This window comes from Pseudomonas sp. B21-009, assembly GCF_024749345.1.
GTDB lineage: Bacteria > Pseudomonadota > Gammaproteobacteria > Pseudomonadales > Pseudomonadaceae > Aquipseudomonas.
Window position 1 is genome coordinate 210,837 of record NZ_CP087199.1, and the last position, 16,341, is coordinate 227,177.

Genomic DNA, 16,341 nt, shown 5'->3' on the forward strand with positions numbered 1-16,341 from the left:
GGCTACACACACACATCCTGTGGGAGCGGGCTTGCCCCGCGATGCGATCTACCAGTCAAATCGCATCGCGGGTCAACCGTGCTCCCACAGTGCTTTCAATTCCCCGCATTGACCGCCCGGCGCAATGCCGTCAGCCACTTGATCAGTTCTTTTGCATCGAGAGTGGGGGCGCTATTCATCCTTTGTCTTCCTTGTTGGTGTGATGGGTCGACAGCGCTTGGATGGCATTTTCAGCAGAAAGATCCCGTCACCGCCAAGGATTTCGCAGGTTAGCTGTTTGGGTGATATCAATATGCAATAAAGGTATTTAAAGAAATATTTTTATACCTTTAGAGTCTACCTATTGTGCTCACCCGCACTGACAACCCCTGTGTAGAGCCGCCCGTTTACCCTCGGGCCGGTCCGAGATCCTGTCCATGTCGCATCGTCATCGTCTGCCGAGGCTCACTCCATGAGCTTCGACTTCGCCTTTATCCTTAGCACATTGCCAGCCTTTCTCAAGGCGGTGGGCGTCACACTGCAAGTCGGCCTGATCGCCATCGGTACTTCGCTGCTGGTGGCGCTGGTCAACGCCGCGATTCTGGTTTACCGCACGCCGTACCTGCAGCGCCTGGTCAAACTCTACGTGGAGCTGGCGCGCAACACGCCGCTGCTGATCCAGCTGTTCTTCGTTTACTTCGCCTTGCCGGAGCTGGGCCTGAAGATTTCCGGCTTCGCCGCGGCGATCATCACCATGACCTTCCTCGGCGGCGCCTACCTTACCGAGGTGCTGCGCGCCGGTGTCGAGGCGGTGCCGGTGGCGCAACTGGAGTCCGGCCGCTCGATCGGCCTGTCGGAAGGCCAGTTGCTGCGCCATGTGATCCTGCCGCAGGCGGGGATCCTCAGCCTGCCGGCGCTGTTTGCCAACTTCATCTTTTTGCTCAAGGAAACCACCGTGGTGTCGGCGGTGGCGGTGCCAGAGATCCTCTACACCACCAAGAGCTACATCGCCCTGTATTACAAGACCTACGAGATGCTCGCGGTGCTGACGCTGATTTGCGTGCTGCTGTTCCTGCCTTTGTCGCTGCTGCTCAGCCGCCTGGAACGGAGGCTGCAACATGGCCAGTTCGGGTCTTGAGTTGTTGCTGGTGTCTTTGCCGCAACTGGGCAAGGGCGCTGCGCAAACACTGGCGATTTCGGCGCTGAGCATCCTCTTTGCCACCCTCGGCGGCGTGCTCTACGGCGTGCTGGCGACCTTGGGCAAACGCAGTGTGGACCTGCTGCTGCGCATCTACCTGGAGCTGTTTCGGGCGATTCCGGTGCTGGTCTGGTTGTACCTGCTGTTCTTCGGCCTGCCGATTTTCTTTGCCGTGAGCATCCCAAGCTTCTGGTGTGCGGTGCTGGTGCTGTCGTTGTGGGGCGCCAGCGAAGTCGGCGAGGTGGTGCGCGGGGCGCTGCAGTCGTTGCCGCGCGGGCAGCGTGAAGCGGGGCTGTCGATCGGCCTGTCCGGCGCGCAGCTGTATGGCTACGTGCTGCTGCCCCAGGCGCTCAAGCGCATGACCCCGCCGACCATCAACATCTACACGCGGATCATCAAGACCAGCTCGCTGGCCGTGCTGATCGGCGTGGTCGATGTGATCAAGGTCGGCCAGCAGATCATCGAACGCACCTACGAGTCGGTGCTGATCTACGGCGCGCTGTTCCTGTTCTTCTTCTTCATTTGCTACCCGCTGTCAGCCGCCTCGCGTGCGCTGGAGCGTCGCTGGACACACGCATGAGCGCACTGATCGAGTTCAAGGGTTTCAATAAATTCTTCGGCGAGCAGCAGGTGCTCGACCACGTCGACCTGCAGGTGCGCAGCGGTGAAGTGGTGGTGATCCTCGGCCCCAGCGGCTGCGGCAAGAGCACCTTGCTGCGTTGCCTCAATGGCCTGGAAAGCGCCCACAGCGGCAGCCTGCGCCTGGCCGGCGAAGAGCTGCTGACGCCCGGCACCGACTGGCGCAAGGTGCGCCAGCAGGTCGGCATGGTGTTCCAGAGTTATCACTTGTTCGGCCACATGAGCGTGATCGACAACCTGCTGCTCGGCCCGCTCAAGGTGCAAAAGCGCGAGCGCCGCGAGGCCCAGGCCCAGGCCGAAGCCCTGCTGGCCCGGGTTGGCCTGCTGGACAAGCGCGACGCCTTCCCGCGCCAGCTTTCCGGGGGCCAGCAGCAACGCATCGCCATCGTCCGCTCGCTGTGCATGAACCCGCAAGTGATGCTGTTCGATGAAGTCACCGCGGCGCTCGACCCGGAAATGGTCAAGGAAGTGCTGCAGGTAATCCAGGGCCTGGCGCGCGACGGCATGACCCTGCTCATCGTCACCCATGAAATGGCCTTCGCCCGCGCGGTGGCCGACCGCATCGTGTTCATGGAGGCCGGCAGGATCCTTGAACAGCGCGACCCCGAGAGCTTCTTTACGAACCCGCAGAGCGCACGCGCGCAGCAGTTCCTGGAGAAATTCTCCTTTGTTGAAAGCCTGCCCAAAACACCCGCAAAGGAATTGTCATGAAAACTGCCAAGACGTCGAAACTGCTGTTGTCCCTACTCGGCCTGGCCTTGCTGGCCGGCTGCAACAAGGCTGAAGAACCGGGCAAGCCGGCCGCCGCTGGCGCCGCCCCAGCCACCAGCTACCTGGAAACCATCAAGGCCCGCGACAAGCTGATCGTCGGCGTCTTCACCGACAAGCCGCCATTCGGCTTTGTCGATGAGGCCGGGCGCTATGTCGGTTTTGATACCGACATCGGCCGCCAGTTTGCCAAGGACCTGCTCGGCGACGAGAACAAGGTCGAGTTCGTGGCGGTCGAGCCTGCCAGCCGTATTCCGTTCCTGCAAAGCGACAAGGTCGACCTGATCCTGGCCAACATGACCGTGACCCCGGAGCGCAAGGAAGCGGTGGAGTTCACCAACCCCAACCTGCGGGTGGCCGTGCAGGCCCTGGTGCCGGAAGGCAGCAGCGTGAAAACGCTCGCTGACCTGGCCGACAAGACCACCATCGTCACCACCGGCACCACCGCTGATATCTGGCTGACCAAGAACCATCCGGACTGGAAGCTGCTCAAGTTCGAGAAGAACACCGAGTCGCTGCAGGCCCTGGCCAGTGGTCGTGGTGATGCCTATGCCCAGGACAACCTGATCTTGTTCAGCTGGTCGAAACAGAACCCGGGCTACCGCGTGCTGGAAGAAAAACTCGGTGAGGAAGCGCCGATTGCACCGGCGGTGAAGAAGGGCAACATCGAGCTGCGCGACTGGGTCAACGCCGAACTGGCGCGCCTGGGCGAGCAGAAGTACCTGCTCAAGCTGTATGACCAGTATGTGCGCAAGGAACTGAGCGATGACACCAAGCCTGAGAGCGTAATTGTCGAAGGCGGTAACTGGCAGGGCTGACCCTTTGGGGCTGCTGGCGCAGCCCATCGCCGGCAAGGCCGGCTCCCACAATGAACTTGTGTCCATCGGACCTGTGGGAGCTGGCGTTGCCAGCGATGCAAGGCGCAGCCTTGCTAATTCCGGGGCACCAGCTTCAAGGTGCTCTGCGCCGGAATCACCCCCATCTGCGCCTTGTGGTAGCGGCCCTCGATATAGTCCTTGGCCTGGTCGCCATAGTGGCGGTCAAACAACACCCCGCTTTGCCCGACCGGGTTGATGGTCAGTGCCTGGCCGGCATCGGCAAAGTCGATCAGGCGCCGGGTCGATGGCCCATAGGTCACCGGCCAGGGCGCCGGGCCGATTTTCGCCGACAGGTTGTTGGGCACTTCATGGCTGCCCGGCGCGGCGAACGGGCCGACGTTGAACAACAGGTTGAGCGGCTTCTGCAGCCCCAATGGGTGGTTGTGGGTCAGGGTGTGTGCCTTGCCCCATTGCCAGCCGGCCGGGTCGTTGCCGAAGGTCTCGCGCAGGTGCGCCAGGGTGTTGCCCCAGGCCTGCCTCACCGCTGCGGTGCGATCGCCTTGCTCGCTGCTGCCCTGTTTGCCCCACCAGGGTGAACTGGCGTCGGCCGCCAGGCGCGGCAGCGCGGCGTCGATGGCGCGGGTGCTGATCAGGGTCTGGAACCAGGTGTCGCCCAGCTCGTCGTGCAGCGCCGTGTAGGCCAGTTCGTAGAGGAACTGGTTGAACAGCGTGGCACTGACCGAGTCCACCGGATAGTCACCATTCCACGCCGCCAGTTGCTCGACCAGTTCCTTCTCCTGATCGCCCTCGGCCACTTCGCGCAGCACTGCCAGTAGCGGCGCCAGGGTGCGCGGGCCGTAATCGGTGGCGGTGTCCAGTTGCAGCGCCTGGCTGTTTTGCTGGTCCCACTTGATCTGCGGGTCGGCCAGGTGCTGGTTCAGGCGCTGGCCACGGTCGGCCAGGTTGTAATAGCCCGGCACCGGTATGTTCGCTGGCAGCTGGAAGTTGGCCGAGACGATGTAGCCGCTGGCCGGGTTCTGCGCCTGCGGGTTGGCGCTGAAAGGATAAAAACCGAGCTTGTCGGCCTGCGCCGTACTGCCATCGAGAATGAAGCCCGGGTTGACTCCGGCAGGGCGAATCGGCAACTGCGCCGCCGCCCACCAGCCGATATCGCCACGGGCGTTGGCCCAGATCAGGTTGAGCCCGGGTGCCTGGATCTTCGCCGCCGCGGCGCGCATCTTGTCGAGGGTGTCGGCACGGTTGACCTGGTAGAAGCCATCGAGGATCGGGTTCTCGGTCTCCAGGAACGCCCACCACACGGCAATCGGCGTCGGGCCCGCCATGTCGCCCAGCACCGTGTTGACGATCGGCCCGTGGGGCGAGCGGCGCAGGGTGATGTCCACCGGCGCCTCGTTCTTCACCGCGATCTGTTCATGGGTCTGGCTCAGGGTTTGCCACTGGCCGTTGATCTTGACCTGCTCGGGGTTGTCGGGGTTGACCTGTTCGGCGATCAGGTCGACGTCATCGTTCTGGAACATGGTCAGGCTCCAGCCGAAGTCGCGATTGTGCCCGAGTGATGCGAAGGGGTTCAGCGCCTGGTGATAGCCGTAGAGGTTGAAGCCGGGCGCGCTCAGTTCCGCCTCGTACCACACCGATGGCACGGCGAAACTGATATGCGGGTCGCCGGCCAGCAGCGGCTTGCCGCTGCGCGTGCGGCTGCCGGCAATGGCCCAGGCATTGCTGCCTTCGTATTGGGGAATGCCGGCATCGCCCAGGGCTTGCTGGCTGAGCTGCGCAAGCTGCTGCAGGCTTTGCCAGTCGCTGGCGGCCAGGGCTGGCGTGCTGGCCAGGGCGCCTTGCGGGTTCCAGTCGAGGTCGAAGATTTTCAGGTAGTCGGCGCCCAGCTGGTCACGGATATAGGTCAGCGCAGGCTCGGTGCGGAACGCTGCGGCAAAGCTGTAGGCCATGTAGCCGGCGATGCTGATGGTGTCCTGGGCGGTAAAGGGCCGTGGCGAGATGCCCAGCACGTCGAACTCCATCGGCTTGGGATGGCTGTCCTGCCAGGCGTTGACGCCCTCAAGGTAGGCCTGCAGGGCCAGCCAGGCGGGCGAGGTTTTGTCCTGGCGTTCGACGTAAAGCTCGGCCTGCTCGCGAATGCGCAGGCTGCGGAACAGGGTGTCGGTAGCGACCAGTTTGCTGCCAAGGATCTCGGCCAGCTCGCCACGGGCCAGGCGGCGGATGATCTCCATCTGGAACAGGCGATCCTGGGCATGCACATAGCCCAGGGCACGGTACAGGTCGGCCTCGTTCTGCGCCTGGATATGTGGCACGCCGCGGGCGTCGTAGCGCACATTGACCGGTGCCTGCAGGCTGCTCAGGGTAACCTCGCCCTGGCGTTGCGGCAGCTTGCCGTGCACGTACCAGTAGCCGCCGCCGGCGGCCGCGGCGATGACCACGGCGAGGAAGGTCAGGCTGCGCTTCATCGTGACTCCTTGTGCTTTTTAGCGGATCGTGTGGTCCGATCATCGAGGTAAAGTCGGACAGAGGATAGCCCCAAAGGAGGGAAGATGAGTCTCAGTGAAAAGCAGAAGATGCTCAGCGGCCAGCTCTATCACGCCAGCTGCCCGCAGCTGCAGGCCGAACAGATCGCCAACAAGCACTGGATGCAGCGCTACAACAACAGCGCCGAGCTGCTCAATGAGCAGCGCCATGGTTTGCTGGTCGAGCATTTCGGCAAGGTCGGTGACGGCGCGGTGATTCGCCCACCGTTCTATTGCGACTACGGCTACAACATCAGTGTCGGCGCCAATGTGTTCATGAACTTCAACTGCGTGATCCTCGACGTCACCCCGGTAAGTATCGGCGATGACTGCCAGATCGGCCCGGCGGTGCAGATCTACACCGCCGACCACCCGCTGGACCCGGCGCTACGCCGCAGCGGCCTGGAAAGCGGGCGGCCGGTGAAGATCGGCAACAACGTTTGGATCGGCGGCGGCGCGATCATCCTGCCGGGGGTGACGGTGGGCGACAACGCGGTGATCGGCGCCGGCAGCGTGGTCACCCGCGATGTGCCGGCGGGTGCCACCGTGGTGGGCAACCCTGCGCGGGTGCGCTAGGGCTGCCAGGGGCAGTAGCAGCCCACCGCCATGGTGTGCGTGGCGCTGACGGCGCGGCCCTGGCTCAGGGCGAGCAGGATCGGCTCGATGAAGCTGTTGCTGGAGTTGCAGGTGGCGCCTTCGCTGTAGGGGCCGAAGTAGGCCAGTTGGCCGTTGCGGTCCCAGATCGCCACGCCGGGGGTGGCCGGCAGGTGTTCGGCGCCGGGCAGCTCGCCCAGCGGTTTGAGCGCACTGAGGGTGGCAGGCAGCTGGCCGCGGGTGCCGGGTTTTTGCACCACGTAGAACTCCACGCCTTGGGGGGCGAAGTGCTCGATCAGCTCGCCCAGGTGCTGCTGGTTGCCGACGTTGCACGGGCAGGCCGGGTCCCAGAAGTGCACCAGGCGGATCGGGCCGGGGCCGGCAATGCTCGCCGGCAGTTGCAGGCGGTCGCCGGAGAACAGCGCGGTCTGGTTGTCGAAGGTGCGCAGGTAGCGGCTCTGAAAACTGTCGTAGGCCCACCACAGGCCGGCGCCGCAGAGGGCGGCGAGCAACAGGCCAAGCAGGGTACGCAGGGGCGAGCGGGGCATGTCGGCAGTGTCCGAAAAAAGTCGCTTAGCTTGCCATGCCGGCGGCGACAGATGAATATCACAGGTCAATAACCCGCTTTTGCGTCTGGAATTCTTTTATGCCCGCGTCATTTCAGCACGACTCCCTACGTGCCAGCCTGACCTCCCTGGCGGCGCGGCAGCCGCTGTCGACGCAGGGCCAGGCCTATCAGCGCTTCTACGGGCTGGATCTGCCCGCCCGCGAAGAGGCCCCGCAGAGCTGGCTCGGGCGCTTCGACGCCGCAGGTTTCGAGGTGGTCGGCCAGGTGTGGCTGCCGGCAGCGCCAGTGGCAACGCTGATTCTGCTGCATGGCTTTTACGATCACATGGGCCTGTACCGGCATGTCATCGACTGGGCGCTGGACCAGCACTATGCGGTGATCTCCTGCGACTTGCCTGGGCACGGGCTGTCCAGCGGCGAGCGGGCCAGCATCGATGATTTCAGCGCCTACCAGCAGGTGCTGCATGCGTTGTTCGAGCAGGCCCGCAGCCTGGAATTGCCGCAGCCCTGGCACCTGTTCGGGCAGAGCACCGGTGGCGCCATCGTCGTCGACCATCTGCTGCATCACGGCGCCCAGAGCCCGGCCCAGGGCGAGGTGATCCTGCTGGCGCCGCTGGTACGGCCGCGGGCCTGGCGCTGGTCGAAGTTCAGCTACCGGGTGCTCAAGCCGTTCGTCAACGGCATCGAACGGCGCTTTAGCGAGAACAGCAACGACCCGACTTTTTTGCCGTTCCTGCTGGCTGACCCGCTACAGCCAAGGCGCCTGCCGACGGCTTGGGTCGGGGCGCTGCTCGATTGGGTCAAGCGTATCGAGGCGGCGCCGCTCAGCCCGCGCCAGCCGCTGATCATCCAGGGCGAATGCGACATGACGGTCGACTGGCCGTACAACCTCAAGGTGCTGGGGGAGAAGTTCGCCGCGCCGCGGATCCTGATGATCCCCGAAGCGCGGCATCACCTGGCCAACGAGCTGCCGGCGATTCGCGCGCGCTATTTCGAGTTCATCGACCAGCGCCTGGGCTGATCACTTCAGCTGCGAGGTTTCCTGGCCCACCGCAAGGCCGGCGCGGATCGCCGCCAGGGCCGCCTTGTAGTAAGCCTTGCCTTCAGCGGATTCGGCAAAGGTGGCGAACTCTTCAAGCTCGGCGTCGGACAGGTCGCGATAGACGTACAGCAAGGTGTTGTTCAGCTCGCTGCCGATCTGCTCCATCAAACGCTGGCGCTGGCCGTCGAGCAGGCCCTGGGCCTGGCCGCCACCGAGCAGGCCGGGGATCATCTGGCTGAGGCTGTCGGCGGCGACCCCGGCAATCGCCAGGCTCACTTCGGCACCGGCTTCACGGGCCGGCAGGGCCTGGGCCAGGTGGCCGATGATCAGCAGGCGGTTGTCGCTGGCCTGGACCTTGGGCAGGCCCTTGGCATTCTTGGCCAACTGGTCGCGACGGGTGGCGAGCAGTTCGGCGGCGACGATCTTGCGCCCCAGCGGCGACTGGAAGAACGCCAGGGCCGGCGCTGGATCGCTGAGATTGGCGCGCAATTGGGCCTCGGCGCGTTTATCCACGGCCTGGGCCTGGAAGCGCTGATTGCTGTTATTGACCAGCGCCTGGTAAACCGCAGGCGGCAGGCTGTTGCGATAGCGCTGCTGGGCGGCATCGAGGGCATCGGTAAAGTGGGCGCGCTGCTCGGGCCAGCCGGCGACCTTGTAGAGTTGGTCGAGGCTGTCTGCCCAGACAGGCGTGGTGCAGATCATCATCAGCAGTAAAAACAAACGGCGCATTCAGGACTCCTGTCGGCAGGGCGCTATTGTCCTTGCCATGGCGGGGCTTTGTCGAGAAGCCATTGCATACTCTCGGCCAAGTGGCGCTGTCGGATTTCGCAGCAGATCGATACTATGCGCGACATGCACATATCCCCTGATGACCCCCTGCTGTTGCGCATCGTCGACGACCTGGCCACCCGTGGCTGGTCGCAGCAAGATACCTTTCTTCCAGAGCCTCTGACCCTGGCGCTGGCGGCCGAGTGCCGCAAACGCGCCGCCGAGGGCGAACTGGAACCGGCAGCCGTGGGTCGGGGCGTTGCCCAGGAGGTCCGCGAGGGCATCCGCGGCGACCGCATCCAGTGGCTGGAGCCCGGCCAGGCCGAGCCTTGCGACCACTACCTGGCGCTGATGGACAGCCTGCGCCTGGCCCTCAATCGCGGGCTGTTCCTCGGTCTTGAGGACTTCGAGTGCCACTTCGCCCTGTATCCGCCGGGTGCCTTTTATCGCAAACATCTTGACCGCTTTCGCGACGACGACCGGCGCATGGTTTCGGCGGTGATCTACCTCAATGAAGGCTGGCAGCCCGAACATGGCGGCCAGCTACGCATGACCCTCAAGGGTGATGTCGAGCACGACGTGCCACCGATCGGCGGTTGCCTGGTGATATTCCTTTCCGGCGAAGTCCCCCATGAGGTGCTGCCGGCCCACCGCGACCGCCTGTCCTTGACCGGCTGGTTCCGCCGCCGTGGCAACGAGCCGTTCTGAGATGCACAAGGTTCTGGTCAGTGCCTGCCTGCTCGGCCAGCCGGTGCGCTATGACGGACGCGCCAGCGGCCATCCGGAATTGCTCCAGCAGTGGCAAAACCAGGGGCGCATCGTGCCTTTGTGCCCTGAAGTGGCCGGCGGCTTGCCAACGCCACGGCCACCGGCGGAGATCCCCGGTGGGCAGGGCGCAGCGGTGCTCGAAGGTGACACGCAGGTACTGACCGTCACGGGCGAGGATGTCAGTGTGCAATTTCTGGCCGGTGCGCAGCGGGCGCTGGAGCTGGTGCGGCGGCATGGCATCCGTATCGCGGTACTCAAGTCAGGCAGTCCTTCGTGTGGCAATCTGCTGACTTATGACGGTACCTTCAGTGGCACCAAAGTCACCGGCGAAGGGGTGACTGTGGCGTTACTGCGCCGGGAAGGGGTGCAGGTGTTCAGTGAGCTGGAGCTTGAGGCGGCAGAGCAAGCCTTGAAACAGCTTTAACACCATCGCGGGGCCCGGTGGGAGCGGGCTTGCCCCGCGAAGCTTTTGTTACTTCGGCGGCTTGCTCGCATCCATCCCGAACCACTTCTGCGACAGCTCGCTCAAGCGGCCATCGGCCTTGATTCGCTGCAGGGCGTTGTCCACAGCGCTCTGGAACGCCGGGTTTCCCTTCTGAAACGGAATCGCCAGGGTCAGGATCGGGCCAACGGTGGCCCCCTTGCTCACCGCTTGCTGGCTGTCGCGGATGGCATAGGGCACCAGCAAACGGTCGCTGATGGCGGCATCGATCTGGTCGCTGGCCACGTCTTTGATCGGCTGCATGGCATCCGCGTAGCTGCGCAGGTCCACGCCTTCGACCACCCGCGCCTGCTCGGCGAACTGGCTGCCCTGGACGACGCCCAGGCTATGGCCCTTGAATGCCTCAAGGGTGCTCAGTGGGCGCTTTTCTTCTTTGCGTACGATCAACTGGGCGCTGGAATAGGCGTAGGGCTCGCTGAAGTCCAGGCGTTCCTTGAGCTCCGGGGTCGCGGTGACGTGGTTGAGGGCGATGTCGTATTTGCCGCTTTCAACACCTTGCAGCAAGTCGTTGGATTCAACCACGACAAAGTCTGCGCGCAGATCGAGTTCTTTGGCCAGCAACTCCCCCAGCTCGACTTCAAAACCGCTCAGCTTTTTGTTTTCGTCCTTGAAATTGAACGGCGCCATGTTGGCTTCTACGGCAATGCGCAGTTCACCGCGGTCGTTGACGTCGTCGATCAGCTCGGCCTGTGCCCATGGGCTGAGCAGGGTGGCAAGTAGTACCCCAATGGCAAAACGCATTTAAGCCCCTTGAATGCTTGGCAGTGAAATCGAGTCGCCGCGACTTTCTGGTGTTGTCACGGTCGAACACAACTTAAGACCACGTCAGGTGGAGGATGTTTAACGGGCGGCGAAATTTTTCTGTCACCGTTGTTAAACATGTTTTGACGCATTTGGACTATGGTAATCCACCGTTGCCGTTCGTTCAGTGGCAAGGGTTATTGAAGTAAAACACAGGAGAAGTGAATGAAAAGCCTATTTTCGCGTGCAGCCGTCGCCGGATTGCTGATGGGGGTCTCGGCCTTTGCCGCTGCCGCCGATGGCCTGAAAAGCCAGGAGCCGCCAAAAGCCGCCAAGGTCTTCATCGTTTCCCCGGCCGATGGCGCCACGGTCGACAAGACCTTCACCGTCAAATTCGGCATCGAGGGCATGGAGCTCAAGCCGGCGGGTGATCAGACCCCGCATAGCGGCCACCACCACTTGCTGGTGGACGTCGATCAAGAACCTGCAGCCGACCAGGTACTGCCAACCAGCCTGCTGCCGGAAAACAACGCGCCGCTGGCGGCTGGCCCGCAAGTGCTGCACTTCGGCAAGGCACAGACTGAAGTACAACTGACCCTGACCCCGGGCAAGCACACCCTGCAACTGGTGCTGGGCGACAAGTTCCACGTGCCGTTCAAGCCAAGCGTCGAGTCGAAGAAGATCACCGTTACCGTCAAGTAAGGCGGGCATAAAAAAGGGAGGCCATCACGGCCTCCCTTTTTTGTCGCACGGAAAACTTAGAACAGAACGCGGGAACGGATGGTGCCCTTGATCTGTTGCAGTTTTTCTTGCGCCAGGTCCGAGTACTCGGCGTCAACGTCGATGACCACGTAACCGACTTTCTCGTTGGTCTGCAGGAACTGACCGGAGATGTTGATCCCGTTTTCGGCGAACACTTTGTTGATTTCGCTGAGGACGCCCGGAATGTTTTCGTGGATGTGCAGCAGACGGTGTTTGCCCGGGTGCGCCGGCAGGGCCACTTCAGGGAAGTTGACCGACGACACGGAAGTACCGTTGTCGCTGTACTTGACCAGCTTCTCGGCCACTTCCAGACCAATGTTGGCCTGGGCTTCAGCGGTGGAACCGCCGATGTGCGGGGTCAGGATCACGTTGTCCAGGCCACGCAGCGGGCTTTCGAACTGCTCGTCGTTGGAGCGTGGCTCGACCGGGAACACGTCGATGGCGGCGCCAATCAGGTGCTTGTCCTTGATCGCCGCAGCCAGGTGATCCAGCTCGACCACGGTACCGCGGGCGGCGTTGATCAGGATCGAGCCCTTCTTCATCGCGCGGATTTCTTTCTCGCCGATCATCCACTGGGTGGATGGCAGCTCAGGCACGTGCAGCGAGACGATGTCGGCCAGGCCCAGCAGTTCGTTGAGGCTGGTGACCTGGGTCGCGTTGCCCAGTGGCAGCTTGGTCAGCGGGTCGAAGAAGAACACCTGCATGCCCAGGCTTTCGGCCAGGACCGACAGTTGCGTGCCGATCGAGCCGTAGCCGACGATGCCCAGCTTCTTGCCGCGGATCTCGAAGGAGTTGGCCGCGCTCTTGATCCAGCCGCCACGGTGGCAGGAAGCGTTTTTCTCGGGGATGCCGCGCAGCAGCAAGATCGCTTCGGCCAGCACCAGCTCGGCCACCGAGCGGGTGTTGGAGTACGGCGCGTTGAACACGGCGATACCGCGCTCACGAGCGGCGTTCAGGTCAACCTGGTTGGTACCGATGCAGAAACAGCCGACAGCGACCAGTTTCTTGGCGCAGTCGAAAACCTCTTCGGTCAGTTGAGTGCGCGAGCGGATGCCGATGAAATGGGCATCAGCGATCTTTTCTTTCAACTCAGCGTCGGGCAGAGAACCGGTGAGGTACTCGATGCTGGTATACCCGGCGGCCTTGAGGACGTCCACGGCGGATTGGTGGACGCCTTCGAGAAGAAGGAACTTGATCTTGCTCTTATCGAGAGAAGTCTTGCTCATCTGCGTAAACCTGTGTCCCGGAGAAAAATGGCAGGGAAGTGAAGCTCTCGCAGCATCGGCCTGAAGCACGATCAGCGGGGGGCGTATGCTAGCATGAGTACCCCCCGATACGCCCATCCCTGGGACGTGAAGAGTGCTCAGGGTGACTATGAATAGTTCGAGAGTTCTATCGATGACCGATTCTGCGCTGATTGATGAGCTGATGACCCTGGTAGAGCCCGGCAAGGTGCTGACCGATGCGGCCTCCCTTGAGGCTTACGGCAAGGACTGGACCAAGCACTTCGCCCCCGCGCCCTCGGCCATCGTCTTCCCCAAGAGCATCGACCAGGTCCAGGCCATCGTTCGCTGGGCCAACCGGCACAAGGTCGCCCTGGTGCCGTCGGGCGGTCGCACCGGGCTATCAGCTGCAGCGGTGGCGGCCAATGGCGAGGTGGTCGTGGCGTTCGACTACATGAACCAGATTCTCGATTTCAACGAGTTCGACCGCTCGGTGGTCTGTCAGCCGGGGGTGGTTACCCAGCAGCTACAGGATTTTGCCGAAGACCAGGGCCTCTACTACCCAGTGGACTTTGCCTCGGCAGGTTCCAGCCAGATTGGCGGCAATATCGGCACCAATGCCGGCGGGATCAAGGTTATTCGCTACGGCATGACCCGCAACTGGGTGGCCGGCCTCAAGGTCGTCACCGGCAAGGGCGATCTGCTCGAGCTGAACAAGGACCTGATCAAGAACGCCACCGGCTACGACCTGCGCCAGCTGTTCATCGGCGCCGAGGGCACCCTGGGCTTTGTGGTCGAGGCGACCATGCGCCTGGATCGGGCGCCGAACAACCTCACGGCGATGGTCCTCGGTACCCCGGATTTCGACTCGATCATGCCGGTGCTGCACGCGTTTCGCGCCAAGCTCGACCTGACAGCCTTCGAGTTCTTTTCCGACAAGGCCCTGGCCAAGATCATGGGCCGTGGCGACGTGCCGGCACCGTTCGAAACCGACTGCCCGTTCTATGTCTTGCTGGAGTTCGAAGCCAGCAACGAAGAGGTGGCCAATGATGCCCTGGCCACTTTCGAGCACTGCGTCGAGCAGGGCTGGGTGCTCGACGGCGTCATGAGCCAGAGCGAGCAGCAACTGCAGAACCTGTGGAAGTTGCGCGAGTACATCTCCGAGACCATCTCGCACTGGACCCCGTATAAGAACGACATTTCCGTGACCGTGTCGAAAGTGCCGGCGTTTCTCAAGGATATCGACGCGATCGTCGCCGATAACTACCCGGACTTCGAAGTGGTCTGGTACGGCCACATCGGCGACGGCAACCTGCACCTGAACATCCTCAAGCCCGACAACCTGAGCAAGGACGAGTTCTTTGCCAAGTGCGCGACGGTCAACAAGTGGGTGTTCGAGACCGTCGAGAAGTACAACGGCTCGATCTCTGCCGAGCATGGCGTCGGCATGACCAAGCGCGACTACTTGACCTACAGCCGTTCGCCGGTCGAAATCGAATACATGAAAGCAGTGAAGGCGGCGTTCGATCCTAACGGGATCATGAACCCGGGCAAGATCTTCGCGGTCGAGTAAGCCACAGGCACAAGAGCATCCAATAGCGCCAGGAGTCGGTAATGAGCTATCAGCACCAGTATGTAGACGGCACGCGTATTCACTTTCCGCTGGGCAAGGTGGTGTGCATCGGGCGCAACTATGCAGAGCACGCCAAAGAGCTGGATAACCCGATCCCGAGTGAGCCGCTGCTGTTCATCAAGCCGGGTAGTTGCGTGGTGCCGCTCGACAGCGGCTTCAAGATCCCGACCGAGCGTGGCTCGGTGCACTACGAGACGGAAATTGCCGTATTGCTCGGCAAGTCGCTGTCCACCAGCCCCACCGAAGAAGAAGTGCTCGACGCCATCTCCGGCTTTGCCCCGGCCCTGGACCTGACCCTGCGCGACCTGCAGGCGCAACTCAAAGAGAAGGGCCTGCCGTGGGAGCGCTCCAAGTGCTTCGATGGCGCCTGCGTGCTGCCGCCGTTCGTGCCGGTCGGTGCCTTTGAGGACCTGACCGACATCGGCATCCGCTTGACCCTCAACGGTGAGGTGCGCCAGGACGGCAACAGCGCGCTGATGCTCAACCCGATCGTGCCGATGATCCAGCACATGGCCACGCAATTCTCGCTGCTGGCCGGCGACGTGATCCTCACCGGTACCCCGGTTGGCGTCGGCCCGCTCAACCCCGGCGACCAACTGGTGCTCGAACTGCCAGGCGTCAGCCGTTTCGAAAGCCAGGTGCTCTGAACCACCGACGTGGCAGCCAGAAATACTGGCTGCCATACTGCCCGTCGGCTTTTGCCATTTTTTTCACAATCGATCCGGATAATGCTTGCGGACCTGGCTCTGCGAAATGTGCCGGTACGGTGTTATCAACTGGCAAAAAGAGCACAAATCCATGGCCACTCCTCTTCCTTCGAGCAATTCCCTGCCGCCTGCGCGCAAGCGTGGCCTGGCCCTGCGCTGGTCCACCTGGCTGGTGGCCGCGGCGATCATCGGCTATGGCGTGGCGATCGCCATGCATTGGGATGACCGTGGCCTGCTCTGGTTGCAGGAGCGTTTCGAAAGCCAGAGCGAGCAACAGGCGAGCATCTGGTTGCCGGACTACCAGGTCGATATCGATGCCAAGGTATTGCCGGGCATGGAGGACGATGAAGCTTCAGACCTGTCCTACAACCCGGTGAGCAAAACTCTGTTCGCGGTCATGGGCAAGAATCCCTTTCTGGTCGAACTGACCCTTGAAGGCGATGTGCTGCGCAAGATGCCCCTGGTGGGCTGGAGCAACCCCGAGGGCGTGGCCGTGCTTGAAGGCGGGCGCCTGGCGATCGTCGACGAGCGCGATCACAAGATGACCATCGTCACCCTTGCTGCCGACACCAAGTCGCTGAACATCGCCGATTTCCCCCAATACGACCTCGGCCCCTCGGCAAACCAGAACAAGGCCTTCGAAGCCGTGGCCTGGGACCCTCTGCAGCAGCGCATCATCCTCGGCGAAGAGCGGCCGCCGGCATTGTTCACCTGGAAAAGCGACGGCCACAGCCCGCTGACCGGCGACAAGCAGCCGCTGCCAAGCGACGAACTGGACCTGCGCAACCTCTCGGCGCTGGGTGTCGACCCGCGCACCGGGCATCTGCTGGTGCTGTCGGCCGACTCCAACATGCTCCTGGAGCTGGACGAGAAGGGCGAGCAGGTCAGCTTCATGACCCTGCTGGGCGGCTTCAACGGCCTGAAGAAGCGAATTCCGCGCGCCGAAGGCGTGGCGATGGACGAACACGGCACGCTGTACATCGTCAGTGAGCCGGACTTGTTCTATCGTTTCAAAAAGCCGTGATTTCAGACTTTTCCTACGTCAGGATTTAAGTTTCGCTTCAGTTGAGTGTGGGAAGATTCAGGCTGTCA

General features: G+C 62.7%; 17 protein-coding genes. 12 read left to right on the forward strand and 5 right to left on the reverse strand.

Going from position 1 to position 16,341, the window contains the following annotated elements; all coding sequences use genetic code 11:
- The first annotated feature begins 451 nt into the window (after positions 1–451).
- The 4 genes from LOY34_RS00915 to LOY34_RS00930 are packed head-to-tail and all read left to right on the forward strand — an operon-like array spanning position 452 to position 3,402.
- Positions 452–1,117, forward strand: coding sequence for an amino acid ABC transporter permease (locus LOY34_RS00915; protein WP_038997719.1), 666 nt, complete (start codon positions 452–454; stop codon positions 1,115–1,117).
- Positions 1,098–1,757, forward strand: a complete 660-nt coding sequence (locus tag LOY34_RS00920) for an amino acid ABC transporter permease (protein WP_195885425.1) — start codon at positions 1,098–1,100, stop codon at positions 1,755–1,757. The genes LOY34_RS00915 and LOY34_RS00920 overlap by 20 nt, the downstream gene beginning before the upstream one ends.
- Positions 1,754–2,527, forward strand: a complete 774-nt coding sequence (locus LOY34_RS00925; RefSeq protein ID WP_195885426.1) for an amino acid ABC transporter ATP-binding protein — start codon at positions 1,754–1,756, stop codon at positions 2,525–2,527. Before LOY34_RS00920 ends, LOY34_RS00925 begins: the two co-directional genes overlap by 4 nt.
- Positions 2,524–3,402 carry a transporter substrate-binding domain-containing protein gene (locus LOY34_RS00930; RefSeq protein ID WP_123564754.1) on the forward strand — a complete coding sequence of 293 codons (879 nt, stop codon included), beginning with the start codon at positions 2,524–2,526 and terminating at the stop codon, positions 3,400–3,402. The genes LOY34_RS00925 and LOY34_RS00930 overlap by 4 nt, the downstream gene beginning before the upstream one ends.
- A gap of 113 nt (positions 3,403–3,515) precedes the next feature.
- On the opposite strand, the gene LOY34_RS00935 is transcribed toward LOY34_RS00930, so the two are convergent.
- Positions 3,516–5,885: a penicillin acylase family protein gene (locus LOY34_RS00935; RefSeq protein ID WP_258664176.1), complete on the reverse strand. Its 2,370-nt coding sequence runs from the start codon at positions 5,883–5,885 to the stop codon at positions 3,516–3,518.
- 84 nt (positions 5,886–5,969) lie between these two features.
- On the opposite strand from LOY34_RS00935, the gene LOY34_RS00940 reads away from it, so the two are divergent.
- The gene (locus tag LOY34_RS00940) at positions 5,970–6,518 is read left to right on the forward strand and encodes a sugar O-acetyltransferase (protein ID WP_045201787.1); all 549 of its coding nucleotides are present in this window, start codon (positions 5,970–5,972) and stop codon (positions 6,516–6,518) included.
- Here the strand turns inward: LOY34_RS00940 and LOY34_RS00945 are convergent.
- A complete protein-coding gene (locus tag LOY34_RS00945; RefSeq protein WP_045201789.1) occupies positions 6,515–7,084 on the reverse strand; it encodes a DUF6436 domain-containing protein in 570 nt (189 codons plus the stop codon). The two genes, LOY34_RS00940 and LOY34_RS00945, sit on opposite strands and share 4 nt — an antisense overlap.
- A 98-nt stretch (positions 7,085–7,182) precedes the next feature.
- Between LOY34_RS00945 and LOY34_RS00950 the strand changes: the two genes are divergently transcribed.
- Positions 7,183–8,124 carry an alpha/beta hydrolase gene (locus LOY34_RS00950; RefSeq protein WP_258664177.1) on the forward strand — a complete coding sequence of 314 codons (942 nt, stop codon included), beginning with the start codon at positions 7,183–7,185 and terminating at the stop codon, positions 8,122–8,124.
- Here the strand turns inward: LOY34_RS00950 and LOY34_RS00955 are convergent, their stop codons facing one another.
- On the reverse strand, positions 8,125–8,874 hold the full coding sequence (locus LOY34_RS00955) for a DUF2059 domain-containing protein (protein WP_045201792.1): 750 nt from the start codon (positions 8,872–8,874) through the stop codon (positions 8,125–8,127).
- A 114-nt stretch (positions 8,875–8,988) separates the two neighbouring features.
- Between LOY34_RS00955 and LOY34_RS00960 the strand changes: the two genes are divergently transcribed.
- Complete coding sequence (locus tag LOY34_RS00960; protein ID WP_045201793.1) at positions 8,989–9,621, forward strand: 2OG-Fe(II) oxygenase; 633 nt, start codon at positions 8,989–8,991, stop codon at positions 9,619–9,621.
- A gap of 1 nt (position 9,622) precedes the next feature.
- Positions 9,623–10,105, forward strand: a complete 483-nt coding sequence (locus LOY34_RS00965) for a DUF523 domain-containing protein (RefSeq protein WP_195885429.1) — start codon at positions 9,623–9,625, stop codon at positions 10,103–10,105.
- Between the two features lie 48 nt (positions 10,106–10,153).
- Here LOY34_RS00965 and LOY34_RS00970 read toward each other — a convergent pair whose 3' ends face one another.
- Positions 10,154–10,924, reverse strand: coding sequence for a transporter substrate-binding domain-containing protein (locus LOY34_RS00970; RefSeq protein ID WP_195885430.1), 771 nt, complete (start codon positions 10,922–10,924; stop codon positions 10,154–10,156).
- A 225-nt stretch (positions 10,925–11,149) separates the two neighbouring features.
- Between LOY34_RS00970 and LOY34_RS00975 the strand changes: the two genes are divergently transcribed.
- The gene (locus LOY34_RS00975) at positions 11,150–11,626 is read left to right on the forward strand and encodes a DUF4399 domain-containing protein (RefSeq protein ID WP_195885431.1); all 477 of its coding nucleotides are present in this window, start codon (positions 11,150–11,152) and stop codon (positions 11,624–11,626) included.
- Positions 11,627–11,682: 56 nt separating this feature from the next.
- On the opposite strand, the gene serA is transcribed toward LOY34_RS00975, so the two are convergent.
- The gene (serA, locus tag LOY34_RS00980) at positions 11,683–12,912 is read right to left on the reverse strand and encodes a phosphoglycerate dehydrogenase (RefSeq protein WP_045201808.1); all 1,230 of its coding nucleotides are present in this window, start codon (positions 12,910–12,912) and stop codon (positions 11,683–11,685) included.
- 172 nt (positions 12,913–13,084) lie between these two features.
- On the opposite strand from serA, the gene LOY34_RS00985 reads away from it, so the two are divergent.
- The 3 genes from LOY34_RS00985 (at position 13,085) to LOY34_RS00995 (ending at position 16,273) form a co-directional block, all read left to right on the forward strand.
- The gene (locus tag LOY34_RS00985; RefSeq protein WP_258664178.1) at positions 13,085–14,482 is read left to right on the forward strand and encodes an FAD-binding oxidoreductase; all 1,398 of its coding nucleotides are present in this window, start codon (positions 13,085–13,087) and stop codon (positions 14,480–14,482) included.
- Between the two features lie 41 nt (positions 14,483–14,523).
- Positions 14,524–15,189 (forward strand): fumarylacetoacetate hydrolase family protein, encoded by a 666-nt coding sequence (locus LOY34_RS00990; protein ID WP_045201812.1) that lies wholly within the window; start codon positions 14,524–14,526, stop codon positions 15,187–15,189.
- A gap of 151 nt (positions 15,190–15,340) precedes the next feature.
- Complete coding sequence (locus LOY34_RS00995) at positions 15,341–16,273, forward strand: SdiA-regulated domain-containing protein (protein WP_093377345.1); 933 nt, start codon at positions 15,341–15,343, stop codon at positions 16,271–16,273.
- The last annotated feature ends 68 nt before the right edge of the window (positions 16,274–16,341 follow it).